Raw genomic sequence first — 19,208 nt, 5'->3', positions numbered from 1 at the left:
TAATAACATATTACTATAAGGGATCTTTGACTCATTATTTTCTTTCAGATTCCTATAAGGAGGCTATGTATGAAAAAATCTCTTTTTATTTTGGCAATTACCATATTATTTGGTGTAAGCCTTTATACGGTGATAAATTATAATAAAAATAAAACTATAAATCTAGGAAATTCAAACAATATCAGTCTACCAGTTGAAACCGATGATAATAAAATTGACATGGAAAATTCGCAGACTACAACTAAAGAGAAAGCTATTGATTTTAAATTAAAAGATTTAAATGGGAAAGATGTTTCCTTAAATGATTTTAAGGGCAAAAATGTACTTCTAAATTTTTGGGCAACTTGGTGTCCTCCATGTAAAGCTGAAATGCCTGACATTGAAAAACTTTATCAAGAAAATAAAAATTCTGATTTAGTTATTTTAGCTGTTAATTTAGGAGAAGATAAACAAACTGTAAAGTCTTTTATTGAAAAAAATAAATATAATTTTGATATCCTATTAGACTCTGACCAGGATGTTGCTATAAAATATAATATTGTTTCAATACCAACATCTTTTTTCATTGATAAAGAAGGTAACATAGTTTCTAAAAAAATTGGTGCTATGACCCTTGAAGAAATGAAATCTTATATCAATTTATTAAATAATTAATACATTTTAATATAAGTAACTATAGACGCACTGTTTCCAAAGTTATCTAGGGTAAAATATTTATAATCAAACTACTAAAAAGGTATTACATTTTAATATGTAGTACCTTTTTTATTGTTGTTATGTATAAATATCTATGGTGTTATACATAATAATATAATCAAACTATAAGTACAGGAGGATATATATGAAGTATGTTCAGGTATCTTCAAAAACATATAGGGATAATACAGGAAGGAGCATAGACGTTCCTACTCTTCTAGTTGAGTATAATGGAGAGATAATACTTTTTGAACAATTACACAGATATCAAATAAAGAATCGTAGTAAAAGCAGAACTTGGCATAAGAAGTTAGTGCAAGCTGTTGGACTATTGCTTGACTATATGGAAGCTAATCAGAAATGTTATTCTTCCGCAAAAGAATTCTTTGATACATTTACGGAGTCTGTTTATTCAGGAACAATAAATGAAGAAGGTTTAGACCCTTCGGGACTTTATTGGTTACCTAAAAGAGTTGAAACAGCGAATATGCTTTTATCTGCTTTAAATGGGTTATCAGATTGGTTATATGAAGAATATGGAGCTGTTCAATTAAACCCTTGGAGAAAAGCCACAAGATATGAAGAACGACTTAACTGGATGGCACAGATCAACAAAAGTCAGAAATCATTTCTAGGGCATTTAGATGATGTTCATGAAATGTCTGAAACTGCAAAATTAGTTCGCAATGCTGTTAGAAGAAGAAAACCATACTCATCAAAAGGAGATACAAAAGCATTCCCTGAAAATAAAATACATGAGCTACTATGGGAAGGGTTTAAGAATACAAGAAAGAACTATGAATTAGACCTTGTTGACCGCTATAACTGGCGTGATATTGCCATTACTATACTGATGCATGGCGGTGGACTTAGGCATAGTGAAGTATTTCATTTATGGGTGCAGGATGTCTTCCTTGACCCTGAAGACCCAAATCTTGCTGTGGTACGAATCTATCACCCAAGCGAAGGAAGAGCCCCGCAGGATTTCAAGAACCCTACTACTGGTAAATATATAACAGACAGAGAAAGCTATCTGTTGTTAAAATATGGTTTACTTCCACGCAATATGTATTCCGCACAGGACAAACGATTTGCAGGGTGGAAAGAGCCAAGGCTTGATAACGACGAAGATAAATACATGCATGTTTACTGGTTGTCAAAGGAATGGGGATACATCTTTATGTATGTATGGAAAATGTATATGGCTAAAAGGTTAAGAGATGGCATTAAGGATACTCACCCATTTGCCTTTGTCGCACATTCGACTAAAACGCTAGGAGAAATGATGCCACTTAGGACTCAGAGGGAGTCTCACGAAAAAGCGGTTGAAAAGATTGATTTGATAGTCGGAAAGAAATATGGCACTACTCCACACGGACATAGACACGCATATGGTCAAAGACTTAAAAATGCCAATATAGATGACCGCATCAAACAAGTTGCCATGCACCACAAATCCATAGAGTCGCATAAAGTATACACAGAGCCAACAGTTGCAGATGTTACAGCTTCACTAAATAATGCTACTGCATCTTTGGATAATGGTTGTGTACTTCCAATGCAGACTGAGATTGATGCATGGATGAATGAAGAAACTAAACAGCAGAATAGATACAGATATAGGAGGAAATAAATGGAAGTAAAGCATTATGATAAATCTTTTAAGTATAAAATGATTGAAGAACTTTGCAACGGCAAATCAGCTTCGGAAATTGGACGAGAATATGGTGTTAATTGTACTACTACCATGAAATGGCTCCGAAATTTCATTGAAAACGGAGCTTTTGATGATAACTCATTATCGCCAAAAGAAAAGCTGAGGCTTGAAAAGTTAAAGGAAAAAGCTAGGAAAAGAGAACTTGAGTTAAAGCAACATGGAACGAGCACAAGTGAAAGCTTCGAATGGCTTTTAGAATATGATTCTGATTTACAGCAATGGAAAGAATATGCCGAGGAATGGATAAAAACGGTTGTAAGAAGTAAAGATGCAGCACTTATATCTCTATCAAGCTTCTTTAAGAAATATGTTATTTTCTATAACATCACTAGGTCTGTGCAGGAATTCATTTCAAGAGAATATGACACCCCAGATTTTTACGAGATTATTTATGCAAAAAAAGGCTCACAATCCGCTGCTTTAAATCAAGCAAAAAAGATTGTTGCTTTCATTGACTGGGTCATTGAGGAGAAGTTTTCGATTGAAGATGATTTAGGAAAAAAACTTACTCCAGCAGAATTTGAAAATCCTCTAATAAAATATATACCAGACTCTGTAAAATCATCTCAACGTAATGAATCAGATAAGAATGTATTGCCTTATAGATACATTAAAGACCTTCGCAATATACTCTGCCCTCCAAATGCAACCTGCTTTAAAGACTTGAAATTTGCACAAAGTGCAGGTGATTCAATTAGAGCAGGTGGTGAGTGGTTCATTGTTGATAAATCTGTTATTGATAAAAATGACCCGGACTGTGTTTACAGATTCAGAAAAACTACCACGTACGAAAAGGTAAATAAAGGGCTTTCTGATCAAGCATATGAGATGTGGTTTCCAGGGACAGCTGTGGTACTTTTGACAAAGCTCCTTCTTCCTTTGAGAACTTATCAGGTACGTATGCTTGACAGTGGAGAAATGGATACTTATAAGTATGTGCAGTCTGTGAGAGATGTGGCTGGAAAATGGATTAAGAATGATTCATATTTAAGTCAGGGTACAGAAAGAAATCCTTTTGAAAGAGGAGTTCTTCGTAAATTCAAAGACAATACAACACAGCTTGAAATGACAGGTTTTTTTATCAACACGAATAAAACAGCGGATATCAACAAAGAGGAATCTGATAAAGGTTATGACATTCCTTGGCAGCACGAAGAAGCACAATACTGGCTTGCAAAACTTATTGACTGGCAGATGAAGTACAATCCTATTTCTCAACCTGCAAAATGGACAGAAATGACAAGCACTCACTTAGGAAATGCAAAAGATGTGAGGATTTTAAAACAAATGGGGGAAATCACATTTCTTTTCAGAAATCCTACTTCAATAGGACAGGAACACTTGCCAATAACAAGAAATGGATTGGAATCTGTTTGGTATAAGACACTTCAAAAGCTTGAGAACCAACTTAAAGAAAATGCATCATCCGAAGAAGAAAGAACATTGGGATTTGTGCATCCAGACAGTCGTAAAACGACTTATTATCCCCTTCATTCGCTCAGAGTATCACTTATAACTGCCTATGCTCTTGAAGGTGGAGTTCCAATGCCTATTCTTTCAAAGGCTATCGCAGGTCACGCAAGGCTCGTTATGACTCTTTATTATACAAAAGCAGGTATTTCATATGTTACAGATACAATGAATCAAGCTGAAAAGAGGATCCTTGAAAATGATAAAGAAGCTTTTAATAGATTTATTAGAGATGCAAAGTATGAACAGTTAGAAACAAGTGTAGCTGCCAATGACCCAATAGCTTATCAGGCAGTAATCAACGCTCAAAAATCAGGTGCAAGTATTATTATAAGTGATAAAGGAATTTGTCCTAAAGGCTGTTTTGGATGCGATTCAGGTGGCACATATATTAATGCTGATACGGATAAAATCACTTACGGTGTTGTTCCAGGTTTTCCAGAGCAAAACTGTGTCAGATGTAGATGGTTCGTAACTAGTCCCGCTTTTCTTCCTGGCTTAGTGCATCATTTTAATACCATAGGTTACAATATGGGCGAAACAGGAAAACGAGTGATTAAATATCAATATGATATAGAACTTTTAGAAAATGAAAAATATGAATGCGAACTTAATAGAACCATATTTACAAAACATCATGAATTGCTTAAATATGAGCAGTTTTATGCACAGGAGATACAGAAGAATGATAAGCTAGCAAACGATTATAATGCCACTCTTCGTCTTATTGATAAGAGCATGAAGATAATCAAAGAAACTTCTTCTGATAATGGATTTCAGCTTGTTACCGTAGGTTCTATATCAGATGTTGAAATTTCTATTAATAACATCGAACATGAACTTGAACAGCTTCAAATCATCTGTAATGGGGCGGAACTGTTCCCTGAAACAGATGCAAGCAAGGCAGTTCTTCAAAGGTCTCAAATCATAGATTTAACATTTAAAAATAACAATAAAATGCCCGTTATGTTCTCATTAACAGAAGAAGAACAGCTCATTGCAGGAAATCAATTCATGAGGCTTTTGATTAGTCGTGCAGGTAGTTTAAAAGATGCTATTCCTTATGCGATCGGGCGTAAGAAACTTGAAGAAATCGGGTTTGAGAATGAGTTTGTTGATGAACTTAAATCTGTGACTATAAATAGTAATGTATTAATATTAGATAATTCTACTATTGATGAAGAATAATTTATGTATTGGAGGATATATGATAGAAATGCATCCAGATGAACTGTTCTCAAAGTTTTACGAGAACGCTTCCACAAGGAAAAAGAAAACACTAGAACTCATACATAACGCCTGTAAAAAACAGTCTGAGTCTGACATAAAAGATTTTTCCATTGGCACTATAGCCAAACTGATAGCAGATGATGGCGGTCTAAGTGAACAGGCACTTAGAAACAAAAATGCCGAAGATTACAGAGTTTTGATAAGCCAGTGGGCTGAATACTATAAAGCTACCACTAAAAAGCCTAAAAAAGAAAAGACATCAACAGTAAACGATGATATCTTAGCAAGTATCTCCGAACCAACAACAAAGGCACTGGTTGGTATGCTTATGTCAGAGAATAAAAAGCTCAAAAGAGAAAACTCTCTGCTTAAGGAACAAACAACCTTAACGATTGATATGCGTCCTATAAACGATATAAGCAGAAATAAGGATGTTGTTATAGTGGAGCCTTCTTACAATCTAACAGATACCGAAGTAGATGCTCTGAGAAATGCCATATCAAACGAATTTATGAACCATCAAGGATGGACTACCGATAATTATGGCAGAGTAAAAGAAAACGGCATTCAGGTATATAAGGCAGGATATGTAACTGCCATTCAAAAAATTCTTAATGAAATATAAAAATTTACATAGCCTTGAATCCTTTTTAAAAAGGGTTTAGGCTATTTTTTCATTTAAAAAAACATAAAATTCACACATTAAGAATATAAATATTATCTATACCTCAATGATAATTTATTGTTTATCAGATTCATCTAATGATTTCTCTTTCCTAACATAGTTATACAGGGTGTTTTTACTGATATCACCCATAGTACATATATCATTAATGCTTAACTTCTTATCCTCATAAAGGATCAATGCTCTTTGTATATTGATATTATCCACTTTAGGTCTACCACCAACCTTACCACGCTTCCTAACTGATTCTAAGCCCTCTTTTGTCCTGAAGGATATTAGATCCCTTTTAAGCTTTTTATCGAAGCTCCTTTTTCTTTTATTTCATCAACCAAACCTAGCAAATCCTTGCTACTCCTTGATATTCTTGTTATATCAACAACAACTACAATATCATTACTTTCAAGTTCTTCTAGCATCTTTTTAAGCATGGGTCTATCCTTTGATGTGCCAGAGTATTTTTCAACATACATATTTCTTTTAGGTATTCCATATTCTTTTAATTGATCTACTTGCCTATCTAAATTTTGGTCTTTTTTGCTAACTCTAGCATAACCAATCAATGCCATAAATTCAGCCTCCTATTACAAAATAAAAGTACAAATAACCATTGTTTTGCTAGGTATTTGTACTATATTTATTGTACTTCTTTTTCTACTTTTCTATCCACCTAAATACTAGGCTGAGCTAATATTGTTACTACCAATCATTAAAGTACAAAAAACGAATGTTAAATGTACTTTAATATTCACTACCGAACGATTAACAGCATAGCTAAATCACTTGCTATTTTTCCTAATACAATGTTTAATGTAATTATATTGCAATTAAGGGGTGTTGACATGGGGAATGATTCTATTTATTATTACACAAGCGAAAAAGTTTTAAATAATTGGTTTGACAACGAAGTAATTTGGGCTACGAGGAGCATAACTTCAAACGATAATAAAGATACACATCACATTATAGAATGTGACGACAACGAGGTTGCTGATGCAGGAATAGATCCAGAGTACTGGGATTCAATAAAAAAACAAATGGAGTTGTGCAAAAGCATTAGTTTGAAGATGTTGAAAGATATAATTTTTGATTATAATATAAAACATAGTCAGAAGTTCATTTCATTAGCAATTGAAAGTTACGAATTTGCATCTAGACAAGAATACATACATGAAGATGGTTACAAAATTCCCAAAGCTAATATATTAAATAATAATTACACCTATCAATTACTACATAAAATAATCAAAAGCTTAAACATCGAACAGAAAAAGCAGTTGTTTAACGTTGATTTTGAGGTATCAGATAACTTGATTGAACTGATAATAGGTTCCTATTTTCCTTTTGTAATTTGTTTTACTTACGAATACGGAAGATGTCAAGTGAGTTGACGTATTATTATTAAAAAACTTTTTTACACAACTTATTTTGTATTAAATTCAAAAATTACAATAATATTGAAGTTGATTATTGTAATAACCCAATTATTAAATTAGATTTTTTTAGATTGCATTACCTACTTTATTTTCTTTAACTTCATTAGTAGGATTTAATGATACTGTTTCATCTGGATTCCAATTTCTTAATCCTTTTTTAAAGCGCAAAGGATTAAGTGCTCTGGCGGCTTCATATACTTTCTTTCTATTAGCCATTATTTTATCTGTTTCACTATTATGCCTACTACTTGGCGTCATAAATTTAAGCGCACTATGATAGTGCTCGTTATTGTACCAATTAACAAAGTTTAATACCCATTCCCTGGCTTCTTCAATTGACGAAAAGCCATCATTTGGATAACTGGCTCTATATTTCATAGTTTTAAAATGCGATTCAGAAAAAGCATTATCATTACTAACTCTAGGTCTAGAGTATGAAGATAATATTCCTAGATTTTCAAGCTTCGCTTTAAGAGTATAGGATTTCATTGGAGCTCCATTGTCAGAATGAAGCACTAAAGGTTTACCCTTAGTATTTTCCGTAAGCGTAGCTCTTTCTACTAATTCAGCAGCAAGTTCCCCTGTTTCCTCAGGCCAAACTTCCCATCCTACAATCTTTCGGCTATAAATATCAATTATTGTATATAACTTAAAATAAAGTCCTCTAGTATATGTATTTATATATGTAATATCCCATGTCCAAACTTGATTTGGACCATCTGCTATATATGTAGTTGGTGTATGCACTCTTTCAGGCGGTTTTGTATGCCTACGGTGATGTTGCATATTTTCTTCTCTTAGTATTCTATAAAAGGTTGATTCAGAAGCTATATATTGACCTCTATCAGCAAGTGATGGAACTGGCGGTAAGTCTGCATATTCAGGTCTACTTACTACATTTAAAACACTTTGTCTTTCTTGCTTAGAAAGTTTATTCTTAGGTTCTGGTCTTATACAATTTTTTCTTTTATCTTCATTTATAGTATCTCCACGCCTCCATCTTTCAAAGGTTCTTTTACTAATACCAACTACATCACAAGCTGGAATTAATCTTGCTCCATTAGCATTTGCTTCTTCTATCAACTTTACAATTATTATGCGATCTTCTATGGTGATTAATCTTCCTCGTTGTCCCCGAAAATCGCATCTAACTTTTTTCTAAGTACCAATAAGGCTGCGGTTTCAGCTAAAGCTTTTTCTTTGTACTTTAAGTCTCTAGCTAGCTCTTTAGATTTCTTTTTCTCTTCCTTTAGTTCTTCAGTTAGGTCTGCGCTATTAGCCCTAATACCATCATTTGCTGCAATGCAGGTAGAACGCCAAGACTTAACTTCTTCAACATACAGTCCATTTTCTCTACAGTATTTTGAAAGTTCTATTTCAGAAAGTGTATAAGTCTCCATAACAACCATAAATTTATCTTTAGATGATTTATTTCTTTTAGGATTGTTTCCGCTCCCGCGATTAGCTACTGACTTCCAAGTTGATAGGGTTGATTGACTAATGCCTGTTTCTATTGAAAGTTTTGTTACTGAAATTTGCTCAGGTGGTAACATTCTTGCTATTAACTTTTGCTTCTCTTCTTTTGTATACTTTTTATTATTTTTATTATCTTTTGTCATAGGTATCTCTCCCTTACTTTTATCTACTTTGAGAATAACATCTTTTACTCCCTACGACAACTATCTTACCACATAGGGGTATTATCAGATAGTTATGAGCAGGAGTATGGAGATAGGAGCTATAATGGTACTTTATCCACTTGTTCATTAGGTGTATGCAAAATGAAATTTGATAAGTATTCAGAGAGTAACCTAAAAAAAGCATACAAATATATAGAAGATAATCACTACGGAGAAAAGTGGCAAGCTGATTATATCGACTTAGGTGTAGTAGGATACAACGTAGTAACAGTTAAGAAGAAAACTCTTAAAAATAAGCCAGAATATAAATTAAGATATGTAGTTTGTAAAAATAAATGGTTGGATTTAACTCCAACTGATTATAATTATGCAGCTAAACCCATAGCTGATAAAAAAGCTATGGAACTTACTTTAGAATACGGAGTAGAGTATTCTGTTACTAAGGAATATATCCTTGTTAACAATAGCAAAAATGAGGTTTCTAGATGTGAAATAAGCACAAAAGCTTATAAATCTAAACCAAATTTAAAAGCTATACCAGGTAGAAAAATCGTGCCAGTCAAAAAAATTATTTTCTTTGGTTGGGCATCTTGCTAGGTATTTATGAAAAGAATTATTTATGAAGGGAGTTATTTAAGATATGAATTATATAACTGATGCTACATACAGCATATTAATTACACTAATTTCAATTACATTAGTAGTTGCTCCAGTAATGGATCTATTACGTTCAATGGTAAAAAGAAATTACTAATTATTTAAATCAATGTAAAAAGGAAGTAGAGCATAAAGCCTACTTCCTTTTTTATTATCAATAATCAACTTCAATATTATTGTAATTTTTGAATTTAATACAAAATAAGTTGTGTAAAAAAGTTTTTTAATAATAATACGTCAACTCACTTGACATCTTCCGATATGCTTGTTGTCTATATAAAGGCATTGCATGTTGATATTTTAAAGCTACAGTATGTGCAACCAATTCATTAGATGCCATGCTATTATAGAATACTGATTTTGGAGCAGCTGTTGAAATAATATTGCTTTCTCCTGTTTCCTTTTCACAAGTTTTACAAGCATAGCTATACATAATATGTTTCTCAGCTATAAGCTTCGCCGGTACATATTTTATTATTATCTTTTCTGACTTTACTCCGATTTCCGTAAGTTCTTCATCGCAGTCGTTACATTTAAGATCTTCACCTTCTAATTTATGTTCTATAATTACAGTTTCTAAATTAGCAAGATTATCTTTTTTACTAGTATTAGTTTTTTTAGCCCTGCTATATGTAATTTCTTCAGTAATAACTTCTTCAACTTTTGAATCACTATACTTTTCAGCTTCATTAAATAAAGATAATTGATTAGAATCAACCTGCTCTGATGATTTATCAAATATCTTTCTATTACTAGTTGATATAACACCTTTTAAAAGTGCTATTTCATTCTTTAATTCTTCAATTTCTTTATCTTTTTTGCTTAGTTCTTCCTTCTTGTCATTAATCTCTTGTTCTTTTTTAGTTAACTCTTCTTCAATTGATTCTACTTTACTAATTAATAATTTTGTATCTTCACTAAGCTCATTGTTTATAATTTCGTGATTCATAAGAACTCCTTTTTACCGCTTATTCTATATCCATATTATACCACAAAAACCCTTGAAAATACAGTATTTTCAAGGGTTTTGACATATTAAATTTAATAATAATTTACTTCTTCAACAGGTTTGAATTTAGATTTAGTTCGTAATTCGTATCCTTTTAATAGCCACTTTAATTCTTCCTTATTTACAGCTAAAGCTTCTTCTTTTGTTAGTGGCCATTTTAACCGACCATGTTCAATGCGGTGATAATAAAGCCAAAAGCCTTCATCAAAATGCAGTATCTTTAATCTATTCATTTGTCTATTACAAAATACGAAAAGTGCTTTTTCAAAAGGATCTAACTTTAAATTACTTTCTACCTCAAAAATTAATCCATCAATACTTTTTCTAAGATCAGTGATTCCACATGCGATATAAACAATATCTACTGTATCCAAGTTTAACATTGCATTGCTAAATCCTTAATTATTGTAGAAATAAGAGTTGTTTCACTAACCGGAATAGCTATTTTAGCATTCCCTATAGATATCTTTATTTCAGTACCGTTTTTTATTTGGTTTACTGTTTCTTCTTTAGATGTGATAGTAAGTGATTGAAATACAGTACTACTTGAATCTTTAGTACCTAAAATCTTCTTTTTATGATAGTGAAATTGTTGCTTTGATAAGTTATGTTCTCTACAAAATTCATTAACAGTTATTGAACTACAGTTGTTGTAATAGTCATCTATAAAGCCTTCCCATTCTTTATTACTTAATTTTTTATTCATCAAAAAACCTCCTACCGACAAAATTTATAAAATAATTTTATCAAGGTAAGAGGTTTTATAATAGGTATCTAATCTTTGACGCTTACATTCATAAATATAATAATTACATTTATCTTTTCAATAAAAAAGTCGCAAGCGATTATGAAAAAACAAAAAATACACTATCGTAAAACAATATTACAATAGTGTATTTATACTATAATTCTAATTAATCATATTCATAAAATCATATATTAATTCAGAATGCTCTATGTATGTTAATTCTAAATCTTTAATCTCATTTAATGAACATACTGATACAATATATTCATTTGTAATATCATAAGAAAGAAAATAAACGAATTTATCACTTTCATTATTATCTTGTAAAATTATATTACCATCATTCCTCTTACTAAATGTAAAAGAATCTAATGGAATTGACAACCCTTTTCCTGCAAATTTTACATAACTTTCTTTTAATGTCCATATTTTATAAAAAGTATTTGCTTGCTGAATTTCATCTTGTTTTACTATGTATTCATATTCACTCTTAGTATAGAATCTTTTAGCAAGATCTATAATTTCCATATCTCCAATCTTTTCTACATCTACTCCAACCTCTTTATTATCAACTATTACTGCAATATATTCTCCTGAATGTGAAATATTAAAGTGAAAATTCTTATCATTTATTAAACATGGCTTTCCATATTTATTATATTCAAACTTTATATCTTCATTTCTATATTTTAAGGTTTTAATAATAATATGCCTTATTAATATTTCTGAGAATAATGCTCTAATTTTATCCTCATTCCTTATATATCTATATACTCTTTCCTTTTTCTCAGGTGATATATTATCTAATAATTTAGAATATCTATCTATATCTTCTTCATTTTTTATATTTAAAATATATAATTCCATATCCCTATATCTCCATTTTATTTTTTATAAATTCATTTTATACTATCTGTAAATTTATAATACTTCTAATGATAGTATCTTTTTATTATAATCAACAAATTCTCCACTATTAACATATATTTCTTTTACTATCCCATTACAAGGACTACCTATCTCAATTTTTAACCCTAAATAATTTAATACCAATAATTTCTGACCAAGTAATACTTGATCCCCAACATCAACATATTTATATCCTTCACTATTAACTAATTCTACAGTTGCTACATAACTACATAATATATCTACTATACTTCTTTTTGATTCCTCAATACCACAAGCAATTTCCTCAAAACTATTAAATTCAAAACTACTAATGTTATCTTTCTTTATATATACCTCATATTTATTCAACTTCATATAAAAATTCTGAATACTCGATTTATCAACATATTCAATTATATTCTTAAGTACTAAGCCATCTTCTTTTATTTCAATAGAATCACACTCACTAAAATCCCCTATATATACCATTTAATAAAACTCCTAAATAATAATTATAATTATCAATTTACATTCTAAGTTAACAAAAAATCTAACCACAAAATCATTATATAACAAAAAATATATTTTTTGTTATATAAATGTTAATTTTGTTATGCTTTTATGATTTTATTTTTATTGAGTAATAGGATAAAGTTGTTATGCCACTCTTCTTAGTGAATTGTTCCCTTCGGCCCTTCTGAATAGTGAATGCGCCTTCAGCGGTTAAGAATTAGAGAATAAAGAGCAAAGTTCTTCCTCCAAGCGTATCGCCTTCACTGAAGCGAAGCTTTTCACTTGAAGTGGAACTTTTCACTTGAGCTTCGCTCACTATTCACTGAGTATAAACCTAGTAATATCAATAATTTTTATACTTTTATATACGTAAATAAAGAGAGTATATGAACATATACCCTCTCCATTAATCTATTCAGATATTAATCTAAGTATCTAAAATTACTTATTAATATTATTTACTAATTTTATTCCATTTGTTTTCATATCTAATAATGAGAAAAGATTCATAGCATTTGCATTATGCCATGGTGCATCATATGTTTCTACTGCATTAATAGGTACTATAACATCCATGTCCTTCTCTATTTTATTAAAATACGTTCTAAGTGTTATCGCAAATTGTTTTACACATACATCTGTTATACACCCTGTTATTATCCACTTATTATACCTTTTTCAACTAACTCATTTACTTTAGCTTGAGTTTCTTCTTCTAGGAACGCATTAGTAGTTGACTTCTTGATTAAAGTTATATATTTTTCATATACTTTTAATTCATCAACTAATTCAGATTCAACATCACCATCTAAGCAATGCTCTGGATAAAAGTTAAACTCTACTGAATCTTTTTTGTGACTATCTGTAAAAGCTATTATTTCTGCATTTGCATCCCTAGAAACTTCAACTGCCTCTACTATATTAGGTATAATAGCCTCCACTCTTGGGCTAGCTAATGCACCTTTCTTTGCAAATCCATTGTTAATATCAACAATAAATAAAACTGATTTATCATCAACTTTAATAGTTTCTTTCTCTATATCCTTTAACTCTTTAAAATCTATATTGTAATTAAAATCTATCTTCATATCCATCACTCCCTATATCAATCTGTATATACACTTATTATACACTAATGTATATTCCTAGGTATATATAATATTAGTGAATTGCTCCCTTTGGTCGAGTGAATTGCTCCTTTCAGTTGAGTGAATTACTCACTACGGTCGAGTGAATAATTAGGAGTACTGAAGATCAAGCCTCTTCTTTCCTACGCATAGCATTTCAATAGTAATATAGTTCTTCACAGAGGCAATGTCTTTCACTCGATATCCGCTCACCATTCATTTAGTTCTCATCTTCATAAACAATAATAGGTGTTCCATCCTCTATCTTATCAAATATTGCCCTTGCTAAATACTTAGGTGTATTAACACATCCATGAGTTCCATTTGACTTATATATATCCCCACCAAAAGAGTATCTCCAACTTGCATCATGAATACCAATATTCCCGTTAAAAGGCATCCAATAGGTAACATCTGAGCTATAGTTTGCACCTCTTAGTGTTGCATTTTTCTCTTTATAATTTAACATATAAGTACCCAAACTAGTTGGATTATTTTTATTCTTATCCCCAGTAACTATATCTCCTTGTGTTACAATAAATCCATTTTTATAAAACCATAAATATTGCCTCGTTATGTTTATTTCAACATAAGTACTACCTATATCATTATCCTTATGCGATGCCGCTGTTTGACTGTATATAGGTTCTCTAGAAATTATCTCTCCATTCTTTATATTTTTAGTCAAGATAATTTCTTCTTTAACCTTATTGATCTTCCACCCATAAAAACCGCCTTCAACTTTAACAATCTTACCTGGTGATGTCTTGAAATTCCTACTTTTCCCCGCAGTATTATGTTTTTTAGATAATGTATCTATATAATCTTTTATTTGAGTTATATCAATCTTTACTTCTAGATTATCATCTACCCCAAGCCATTTGTTTATTGTTGCCCCATCTAATATTTCTGTTTCATCTCCAAACATATAAGTAACTTTTGTAGATGAGTATTTATTCAGAGTATCCTTAGCTTCTATAGCTTCTTTTGAGGTCGAAAGGAATCTGGGATTTTCATAACACTTAATTTCTTCTAAGTTTAATATATCTTTTCCATCCGAAATCGCACTTTTAATATTCGCATATAAAATTTCTTTATTTATTTTATTTCCATAAACTTCATCAATAATAGTGTATCCCTCAGGTGTATATTTAAAATCAGCATTCTTAGGTGTTAATTACTATTTTAATATAGATAATTGTAAAGGAAATAATCAAATTAAATTAGAAGAGTTAAGGACGTAAACCTATTAGATAGTGAAGAAATTTTTTCATTATATAATAGGTTATTTTGTTGTAAAATATTAGTAGGTGGTGATGACGATGCAAAAATTATTTTTATCAAAATTAATAGCCTATGAGTATTTCAAAAATAAAAAGAATAACTACTATCCAAAACCTGGTTTGCAAAGATGCAAATACTGCGGCAAGTTATCCGAGTTTAAAAAGCATGGATTTTATGAGCGATACTATAATTGTGGTGAGTTTACAGAGAGGATATTTATTAGAAGATATATCTGCTCTAATAGTAAGTGTAATCATACTATATCTATGTTACCTAATTTTTGTCAGCCTAGGTTTATTAATGGTATAGAAGAGATATTCATTTATTTAAATGGATATTTTAATAGAATAGGCAATATTGAATTATTAATTAAAAACTTGAATAAAACGACTAATATGAAGATATCTAGGCAACTCTTAAAGTTTTACAGTGAACGTTTTATCGAGAACTTAACATATATACAATCAACATTAAGATTACTAAATCCAAATTTAACATTACCTGAAGGAGATGATAAAGAAAAAGCAAAGCAAGTTTTAACGATTATAAATACTTGGTCAGGCCCGACTAAGAATCTATCACAGAAATTCCATGATCTAACGTTAAGAACATTGCTTTGCAAACAAATCTCCACTTTATTTTAGCATTAAAGTTAACAATTTGAAAGTATATTTTAAGAAAATACTTCCAACACTGTATTTTCCTATATTATGACAAACTTCTATGATATTTTTGGATTATAGAGATTATTCTAATAGTTAATTCAAAAATATATTTATGGAGGTTCAATTAACATGCTCGATGAAAATACCCGAACTGCGATAGCTCTTAAAAGATTTTCATTAATTAGTCCAGTTATCAATGGACAAGTTAAAAATAACAAAGCTTACTTCTCAGAAGTAACAGCGGAAAAAATAGAAATGCCTCATTATGGATATAAACATTATTCACCTAAAACAATTGAAAATTGGTATTGTGAGTACTTAAAAGGTGGTTTGGATGCTTTAAAGCCTAGTACTAGAGGTGATAAAGGTGGTTCAAGAAAAATAGATTTTGATACTAAAGAAAATATCCTAAAATATTTAGATAAGTATCCCAAAGCACCGGAAGATGTCAAGTGAGTTGACGTATTATTATTAAAAAACTTTTTTACACAACTTATTTTGTATTAAATTCAAAAATTACAATAATATTGAAGTTGATTATTGTAATAACCCAATTATTAAATTAGATTTTTTTAGATTGCATTACCTACTTTATTTTCTTTAACTTCATTAGTAGGATTTAATGATACTGTTTCATCTGGATTCCAATTTCTTAATCCTTTTTTAAAGCGCAAAGGATTAAGTGCTCTGGCGGCTTCATATACTTTCTTTCTATTAGCCATTATTTTATCTGTTTCACTATTATGCCTACTACTTGGCGTCATAAATTTAAGCGCACTATGATAGTGCTCGTTATTGTACCAATTAACAAAGTTTAATACCCATTCCCTGGCTTCTTCAATTGACGAAAAGCCATCATTTGGATAACTGGCTCTATATTTCATAGTTTTAAAATGCGATTCAGAAAAAGCATTATCATTACTAACTCTAGGTCTAGAGTATGAAGATAATATTCCTAGATTTTCAAGCTTCGCTTTAAGAGTATAGGATTTCATTGGAGCTCCATTGTCAGAATGAAGCACTAAAGGTTTACCCTTAGTATTTTCCGTAAGCGTAGCTCTTTCTACTAATTCAGCAGCAAGTTCCCCTGTTTCCTCAGGCCAAACTTCCCATCCTACAATCTTTCGGCTATAAATATCAATTATTGTATATAACTTAAAATAAAGTCCTCTAGTATATGTATTTATATATGTAATATCCCATGTCCAAACTTGATTTGGACCATCTGCTATATATGTAGTTGGTGTATGCACTCTTTCAGGCGGTTTTGTATGCCTACGGTGATGTTGCATATTTTCTTCTCTTAGTATTCTATAAAAGGTTGATTCAGAAGCTATATATTGACCTCTATCAGCAAGTGATGGAACTGGCGGTAAGTCTGCATATTCAGGTCTACTTACTACATTTAAAACACTTTGTCTTTCTTGCTTAGAAAGTTTATTCTTAGGTTCTGGTCTTATACAATTTTTTCTTTTATCTTCATTTATAGTATCTCCACGCCTCCATCTTTCAAAGGTTCTTTTACTAATACCAACTACATCACAAGCTGGAATTAATCTTGCTCCATTAGCATTTGCTTCTTCTATCAACTTTACAATTATTATGCGATCTTCTATGGTGATTAATCTTCCTCGTTGTCCCCGAAAATCGCATCTAACTTTTTTCTAAGTACCAATAAGGCTGCGGTTTCAGCTAAAGCTTTTTCTTTGTACTTTAAGTCTCTAGCTAGCTCTTTAGATTTCTTTTTCTCTTCCTTTAGTTCTTCAGTTAGGTCTGCGCTATTAGCCCTAATACCATCATTTGCTGCAATGCAGGTAGAACGCCAAGACTTAACTTCTTCAACATACAGTCCATTTTCTCTACAGTATTTTGAAAGTTCTATTTCAGAAAGTGTATAAGTCTCCATAACAACCATAAATTTATCTTTAGATGATTTATTTCTTTTAGGATTGTTTCCGCTCCCGCGATTAGCTACTGACTTCCAAGTTGATAGGGTTGATTGACTAATGCCTGTTTCTATTGAAAGTTTTGTTACTGAAATTTGCTCAGGTGGTAACATTCTTGCTATTAACTTTTGCTTCTCTTCTTTTGTATACTTTTTATTATTTTTATTATCTTTTGTCATAGGTATCTCTCCCTTACTTTTATCTACTTTGAGAATAACATCTTTTACTCCCTACGACAACTATCTTACCACCTAGGGATGGCAGTATATCTCCAATTTATAGGTATTTAAATACTTTAAAAGAAGAAAAAATCAATATACCTTTAAAAGCTACTAAGAGAATAGAGACTCCTTTAGGTGATCAATCTCAATTTGACTGGGCCCACTATACTATGTATATCAGTGGAGACAAAATAACGGTATATTGTTTTTCATTAATTTTAGCTGCTTCAAGAAAAAAGGCTATTTTATTTTCAAAGTCTTGCGACGGCGAAGCCATTTATGAATCAATACATTTATTATTTAAAAGAATTGGTGGAGTTACAAAAGAAATATTAATTGATAATCCAAAAGCATTAGTTCTAGAAAATAAAGTAGGTGAGGAAGTTATTTTCAATACAGATGCACTTAGATTATCACATTATCTAGGAATTAGTTTAAATGCCTGTAATCCTTACAGAGCAAAAACTAAAGGTAAAGTAGAAAGACCATTCCAATACATAGAAGAGCAATTTGTAAAGGGTAATAAATTTAATTCAATGACAGAGTTAAATAGGGCCGCGAATATTTTTATAGAAGAAGCAAACAATGAATCTCATAGTACCACTCTAAGGATAACAAATGATTTTTTTGCAGAAGAAATCCCTCATTTATCTCCTGTAAAATCACAGCCATTTATAATTTGTAATCTTAAAGAGAGAAAAGTTAGTTTAGACTCGTATATTTCAATTGATGCAGTAAAATATAGTGTTCCTGTTGAATATGTAGGGAAGATTGTTTCATTTAGAATTACATTAGGATATAAGATAGAAGTATTCAATAAGGCATTAATATAATTACAAGCCATGAAATTGTTAATGAGAAAGGTAAGATGGTAACAGTTGATAATCATTATGGTGATCTAAATGATATAGCCCCAAAATCTATTCCAGAAATAAGGAGGCAGTTCGAAAATACATTTATTAATGGTGAAATATTCTATAAAAATTGTATTCCATATTTAAAACAGCCTAGTTACCACTTACGAGAAATAATTAAGTTGAAGCAACTTTATGATATAGCATCATTAGATTTAATTTTAGAATATTGTATTGCTGAAAACATTTATGAAATTAAAGAAATTAGAAATGTTTTAAAGAACAAATATTTAGAAATTGTAAAAGGTATTAATTCGAAGGAAGAACTCCTTACGATGACTGATACCAGTCGTGAGCTATCTTATTATGAGGAGGATCAAATTTAAGGTTCTTCGTCAAATTTGTTGGAGCACATACAATTA

The 19,208-nt window shown here is 30.9% G+C and carries 22 protein-coding genes and 1 pseudogene; 10 read left to right on the top strand and 13 right to left on the bottom strand.

The window, feature by feature from the left end:
- The first annotated feature begins 69 nt into the window (after window positions 1–69).
- The 4 genes from J1C67_RS09305 (at window position 70) to gmtX (ending at window position 5,738) form a co-directional block, all read left to right on the top strand.
- Window positions 70–654 carry a TlpA disulfide reductase family protein gene (locus J1C67_RS09305; protein ID WP_167867332.1) on the top strand — a complete coding sequence of 195 codons (585 nt, stop codon included), beginning with the start codon at window positions 70–72 and terminating at the stop codon, window positions 652–654.
- Between the two features lie 187 nt (window positions 655–841).
- Window positions 842–2,329, top strand: coding sequence for a gamma-mobile-trio recombinase GmtY (gene gmtY, locus J1C67_RS09300; RefSeq protein WP_207253586.1), 1,488 nt, complete (start codon window positions 842–844; stop codon window positions 2,327–2,329).
- A complete protein-coding gene (gmtZ, locus tag J1C67_RS09295; protein ID WP_207253585.1) occupies window positions 2,330–5,071 on the top strand; it encodes a gamma-mobile-trio integrase GmtZ in 2,742 nt (913 codons plus the stop codon). It abuts the gene before it with no gap.
- A gap of 19 nt (window positions 5,072–5,090) precedes the next feature.
- Window positions 5,091–5,738 (top strand): gamma-mobile-trio protein GmtX, encoded by a 648-nt coding sequence (gmtX, locus tag J1C67_RS09290; RefSeq protein WP_207253513.1) that lies wholly within the window; start codon window positions 5,091–5,093, stop codon window positions 5,736–5,738.
- A 114-nt stretch (window positions 5,739–5,852) separates the two neighbouring features.
- Here the strand turns inward: gmtX and J1C67_RS19780 are convergent, their stop codons facing one another.
- Window positions 5,853–6,005, bottom strand: coding sequence for a helix-turn-helix domain-containing protein (locus J1C67_RS19780; protein WP_341479248.1), 153 nt, complete (start codon window positions 6,003–6,005; stop codon window positions 5,853–5,855).
- A 68-nt stretch (window positions 6,006–6,073) separates the two neighbouring features.
- Entirely contained in the window at window positions 6,074–6,364 is a 291-nt protein-coding gene (locus J1C67_RS19775; RefSeq protein ID WP_342356952.1) for a recombinase family protein, read from the bottom strand.
- Window positions 6,365–6,637: 273 nt separating this feature from the next.
- Between J1C67_RS19775 and J1C67_RS09280 the strand changes: the two genes are divergently transcribed.
- Window positions 6,638–7,186, top strand: a complete 549-nt coding sequence (locus tag J1C67_RS09280) for a hypothetical protein (RefSeq protein ID WP_167867723.1) — start codon at window positions 6,638–6,640, stop codon at window positions 7,184–7,186.
- A 111-nt stretch (window positions 7,187–7,297) separates the two neighbouring features.
- Here the strand turns inward: J1C67_RS09280 and J1C67_RS09275 are convergent.
- Window positions 7,298–8,850 (bottom strand): IS3 family transposase gene (locus tag J1C67_RS09275; RefSeq protein ID WP_167867715.1). Its coding sequence is split into 2 segments (ribosomal slippage): window positions 7,298–8,391 and window positions 8,391–8,850, totalling 1,554 coding nucleotides; the frame shifts between segments, so codons are not numbered across the junction.
- Between the two features lie 162 nt (window positions 8,851–9,012).
- Between J1C67_RS09275 and J1C67_RS09270 the strand changes: the two genes are divergently transcribed.
- Window positions 9,013–9,468, top strand: coding sequence for a hypothetical protein (locus J1C67_RS09270; RefSeq protein ID WP_167867690.1), 456 nt, complete (start codon window positions 9,013–9,015; stop codon window positions 9,466–9,468).
- Window positions 9,469–9,751: 283 nt separating this feature from the next.
- Here the strand turns inward: J1C67_RS09270 and J1C67_RS09265 are convergent, their stop codons facing one another.
- From J1C67_RS09265 to J1C67_RS19765, 9 genes and pseudogenes are all read right to left on the bottom strand, one after another.
- Complete coding sequence (locus J1C67_RS09265) at window positions 9,752–10,477, bottom strand: IS66 family transposase zinc-finger binding domain-containing protein (RefSeq protein ID WP_167867689.1); 726 nt, start codon at window positions 10,475–10,477, stop codon at window positions 9,752–9,754.
- A gap of 92 nt (window positions 10,478–10,569) precedes the next feature.
- Window positions 10,570–10,920, bottom strand: a complete 351-nt coding sequence (gene tnpB / locus J1C67_RS09260) for an IS66 family insertion sequence element accessory protein TnpB (protein ID WP_167867688.1) — start codon at window positions 10,918–10,920, stop codon at window positions 10,570–10,572.
- Window positions 10,914–11,243 carry an IS66 family insertion sequence element accessory protein TnpA gene (gene tnpA, locus J1C67_RS09255; protein ID WP_167867687.1) on the bottom strand — a complete coding sequence of 110 codons (330 nt, stop codon included), beginning with the start codon at window positions 11,241–11,243 and terminating at the stop codon, window positions 10,914–10,916. The genes tnpB and tnpA overlap by 7 nt, the downstream gene beginning before the upstream one ends.
- 204 nt (window positions 11,244–11,447) lie before the next feature.
- Window positions 11,448–12,152: a 4'-phosphopantetheinyl transferase family protein gene (locus J1C67_RS09250; RefSeq protein ID WP_167867686.1), complete on the bottom strand. Its 705-nt coding sequence runs from the start codon at window positions 12,150–12,152 to the stop codon at window positions 11,448–11,450.
- 54 nt (window positions 12,153–12,206) lie between these two features.
- A complete protein-coding gene (locus tag J1C67_RS09245; RefSeq protein WP_167867685.1) occupies window positions 12,207–12,665 on the bottom strand; it encodes a biotin/lipoyl-containing protein in 459 nt (152 codons plus the stop codon).
- A gap of 465 nt (window positions 12,666–13,130) precedes the next feature.
- Window positions 13,131–13,265 carry a hypothetical protein gene (locus J1C67_RS19670; RefSeq protein WP_341479245.1) on the bottom strand — a complete coding sequence of 45 codons (135 nt, stop codon included), beginning with the start codon at window positions 13,263–13,265 and terminating at the stop codon, window positions 13,131–13,133.
- Between the two features lie 80 nt (window positions 13,266–13,345).
- A complete protein-coding gene (locus tag J1C67_RS09235; protein ID WP_167867684.1) occupies window positions 13,346–13,777 on the bottom strand; it encodes an isochorismatase family protein in 432 nt (143 codons plus the stop codon).
- A 259-nt stretch (window positions 13,778–14,036) separates the two neighbouring features.
- Window positions 14,037–14,795, bottom strand: coding sequence for a L,D-transpeptidase family protein (locus J1C67_RS19770; protein WP_341479246.1), 759 nt, complete (start codon window positions 14,793–14,795; stop codon window positions 14,037–14,039).
- A gap of 81 nt (window positions 14,796–14,876) precedes the next feature.
- Window positions 14,877–14,978 (bottom strand): annotated as a pseudogene (locus J1C67_RS19765) (hypothetical protein); the annotation flags it as partial.
- A 160-nt stretch (window positions 14,979–15,138) separates the two neighbouring features.
- Here J1C67_RS19765 and J1C67_RS09225 point away from each other — a divergent pair.
- Window positions 15,139–15,744 carry a hypothetical protein gene (locus J1C67_RS09225; protein WP_167867683.1) on the top strand — a complete coding sequence of 202 codons (606 nt, stop codon included), beginning with the start codon at window positions 15,139–15,141 and terminating at the stop codon, window positions 15,742–15,744.
- A 150-nt stretch (window positions 15,745–15,894) separates the two neighbouring features.
- Window positions 15,895–16,221 (top strand): helix-turn-helix domain-containing protein, encoded by a 327-nt coding sequence (locus J1C67_RS09220; protein WP_167867682.1) that lies wholly within the window; start codon window positions 15,895–15,897, stop codon window positions 16,219–16,221.
- Between the two features lie 116 nt (window positions 16,222–16,337).
- On the opposite strand, the gene J1C67_RS09215 is transcribed toward J1C67_RS09220, so the two are convergent.
- Window positions 16,338–17,890 (bottom strand): IS3 family transposase gene (locus J1C67_RS09215; protein ID WP_167867715.1). Its coding sequence is split into 2 segments (ribosomal slippage): window positions 16,338–17,431 and window positions 17,431–17,890, totalling 1,554 coding nucleotides; the frame shifts between segments, so codons are not numbered across the junction.
- A gap of 212 nt (window positions 17,891–18,102) precedes the next feature.
- Between J1C67_RS09215 and J1C67_RS09210 the strand changes: the two genes are divergently transcribed.
- Both J1C67_RS09210 and J1C67_RS09205 read left to right on the top strand, forming a co-directional pair.
- Complete coding sequence (locus J1C67_RS09210; protein ID WP_167867669.1) at window positions 18,103–18,765, top strand: Mu transposase domain-containing protein; 663 nt, start codon at window positions 18,103–18,105, stop codon at window positions 18,763–18,765.
- 35 nt (window positions 18,766–18,800) lie between these two features.
- Complete coding sequence (locus J1C67_RS09205) at window positions 18,801–19,172, top strand: hypothetical protein (protein ID WP_167867670.1); 372 nt, start codon at window positions 18,801–18,803, stop codon at window positions 19,170–19,172.
- The last annotated feature ends 36 nt before the right edge of the window (window positions 19,173–19,208 follow it).

This window comes from Clostridium gasigenes, from assembly GCF_017348895.1.
GTDB classification, from domain to species: domain Bacteria; phylum Bacillota; class Clostridia; order Clostridiales; family Clostridiaceae; genus Clostridium; species Clostridium gasigenes.
The sequence above is the reverse complement of the archived record's forward strand: the minus strand, read 5'-3'. Positions and strand labels throughout refer to the sequence as shown.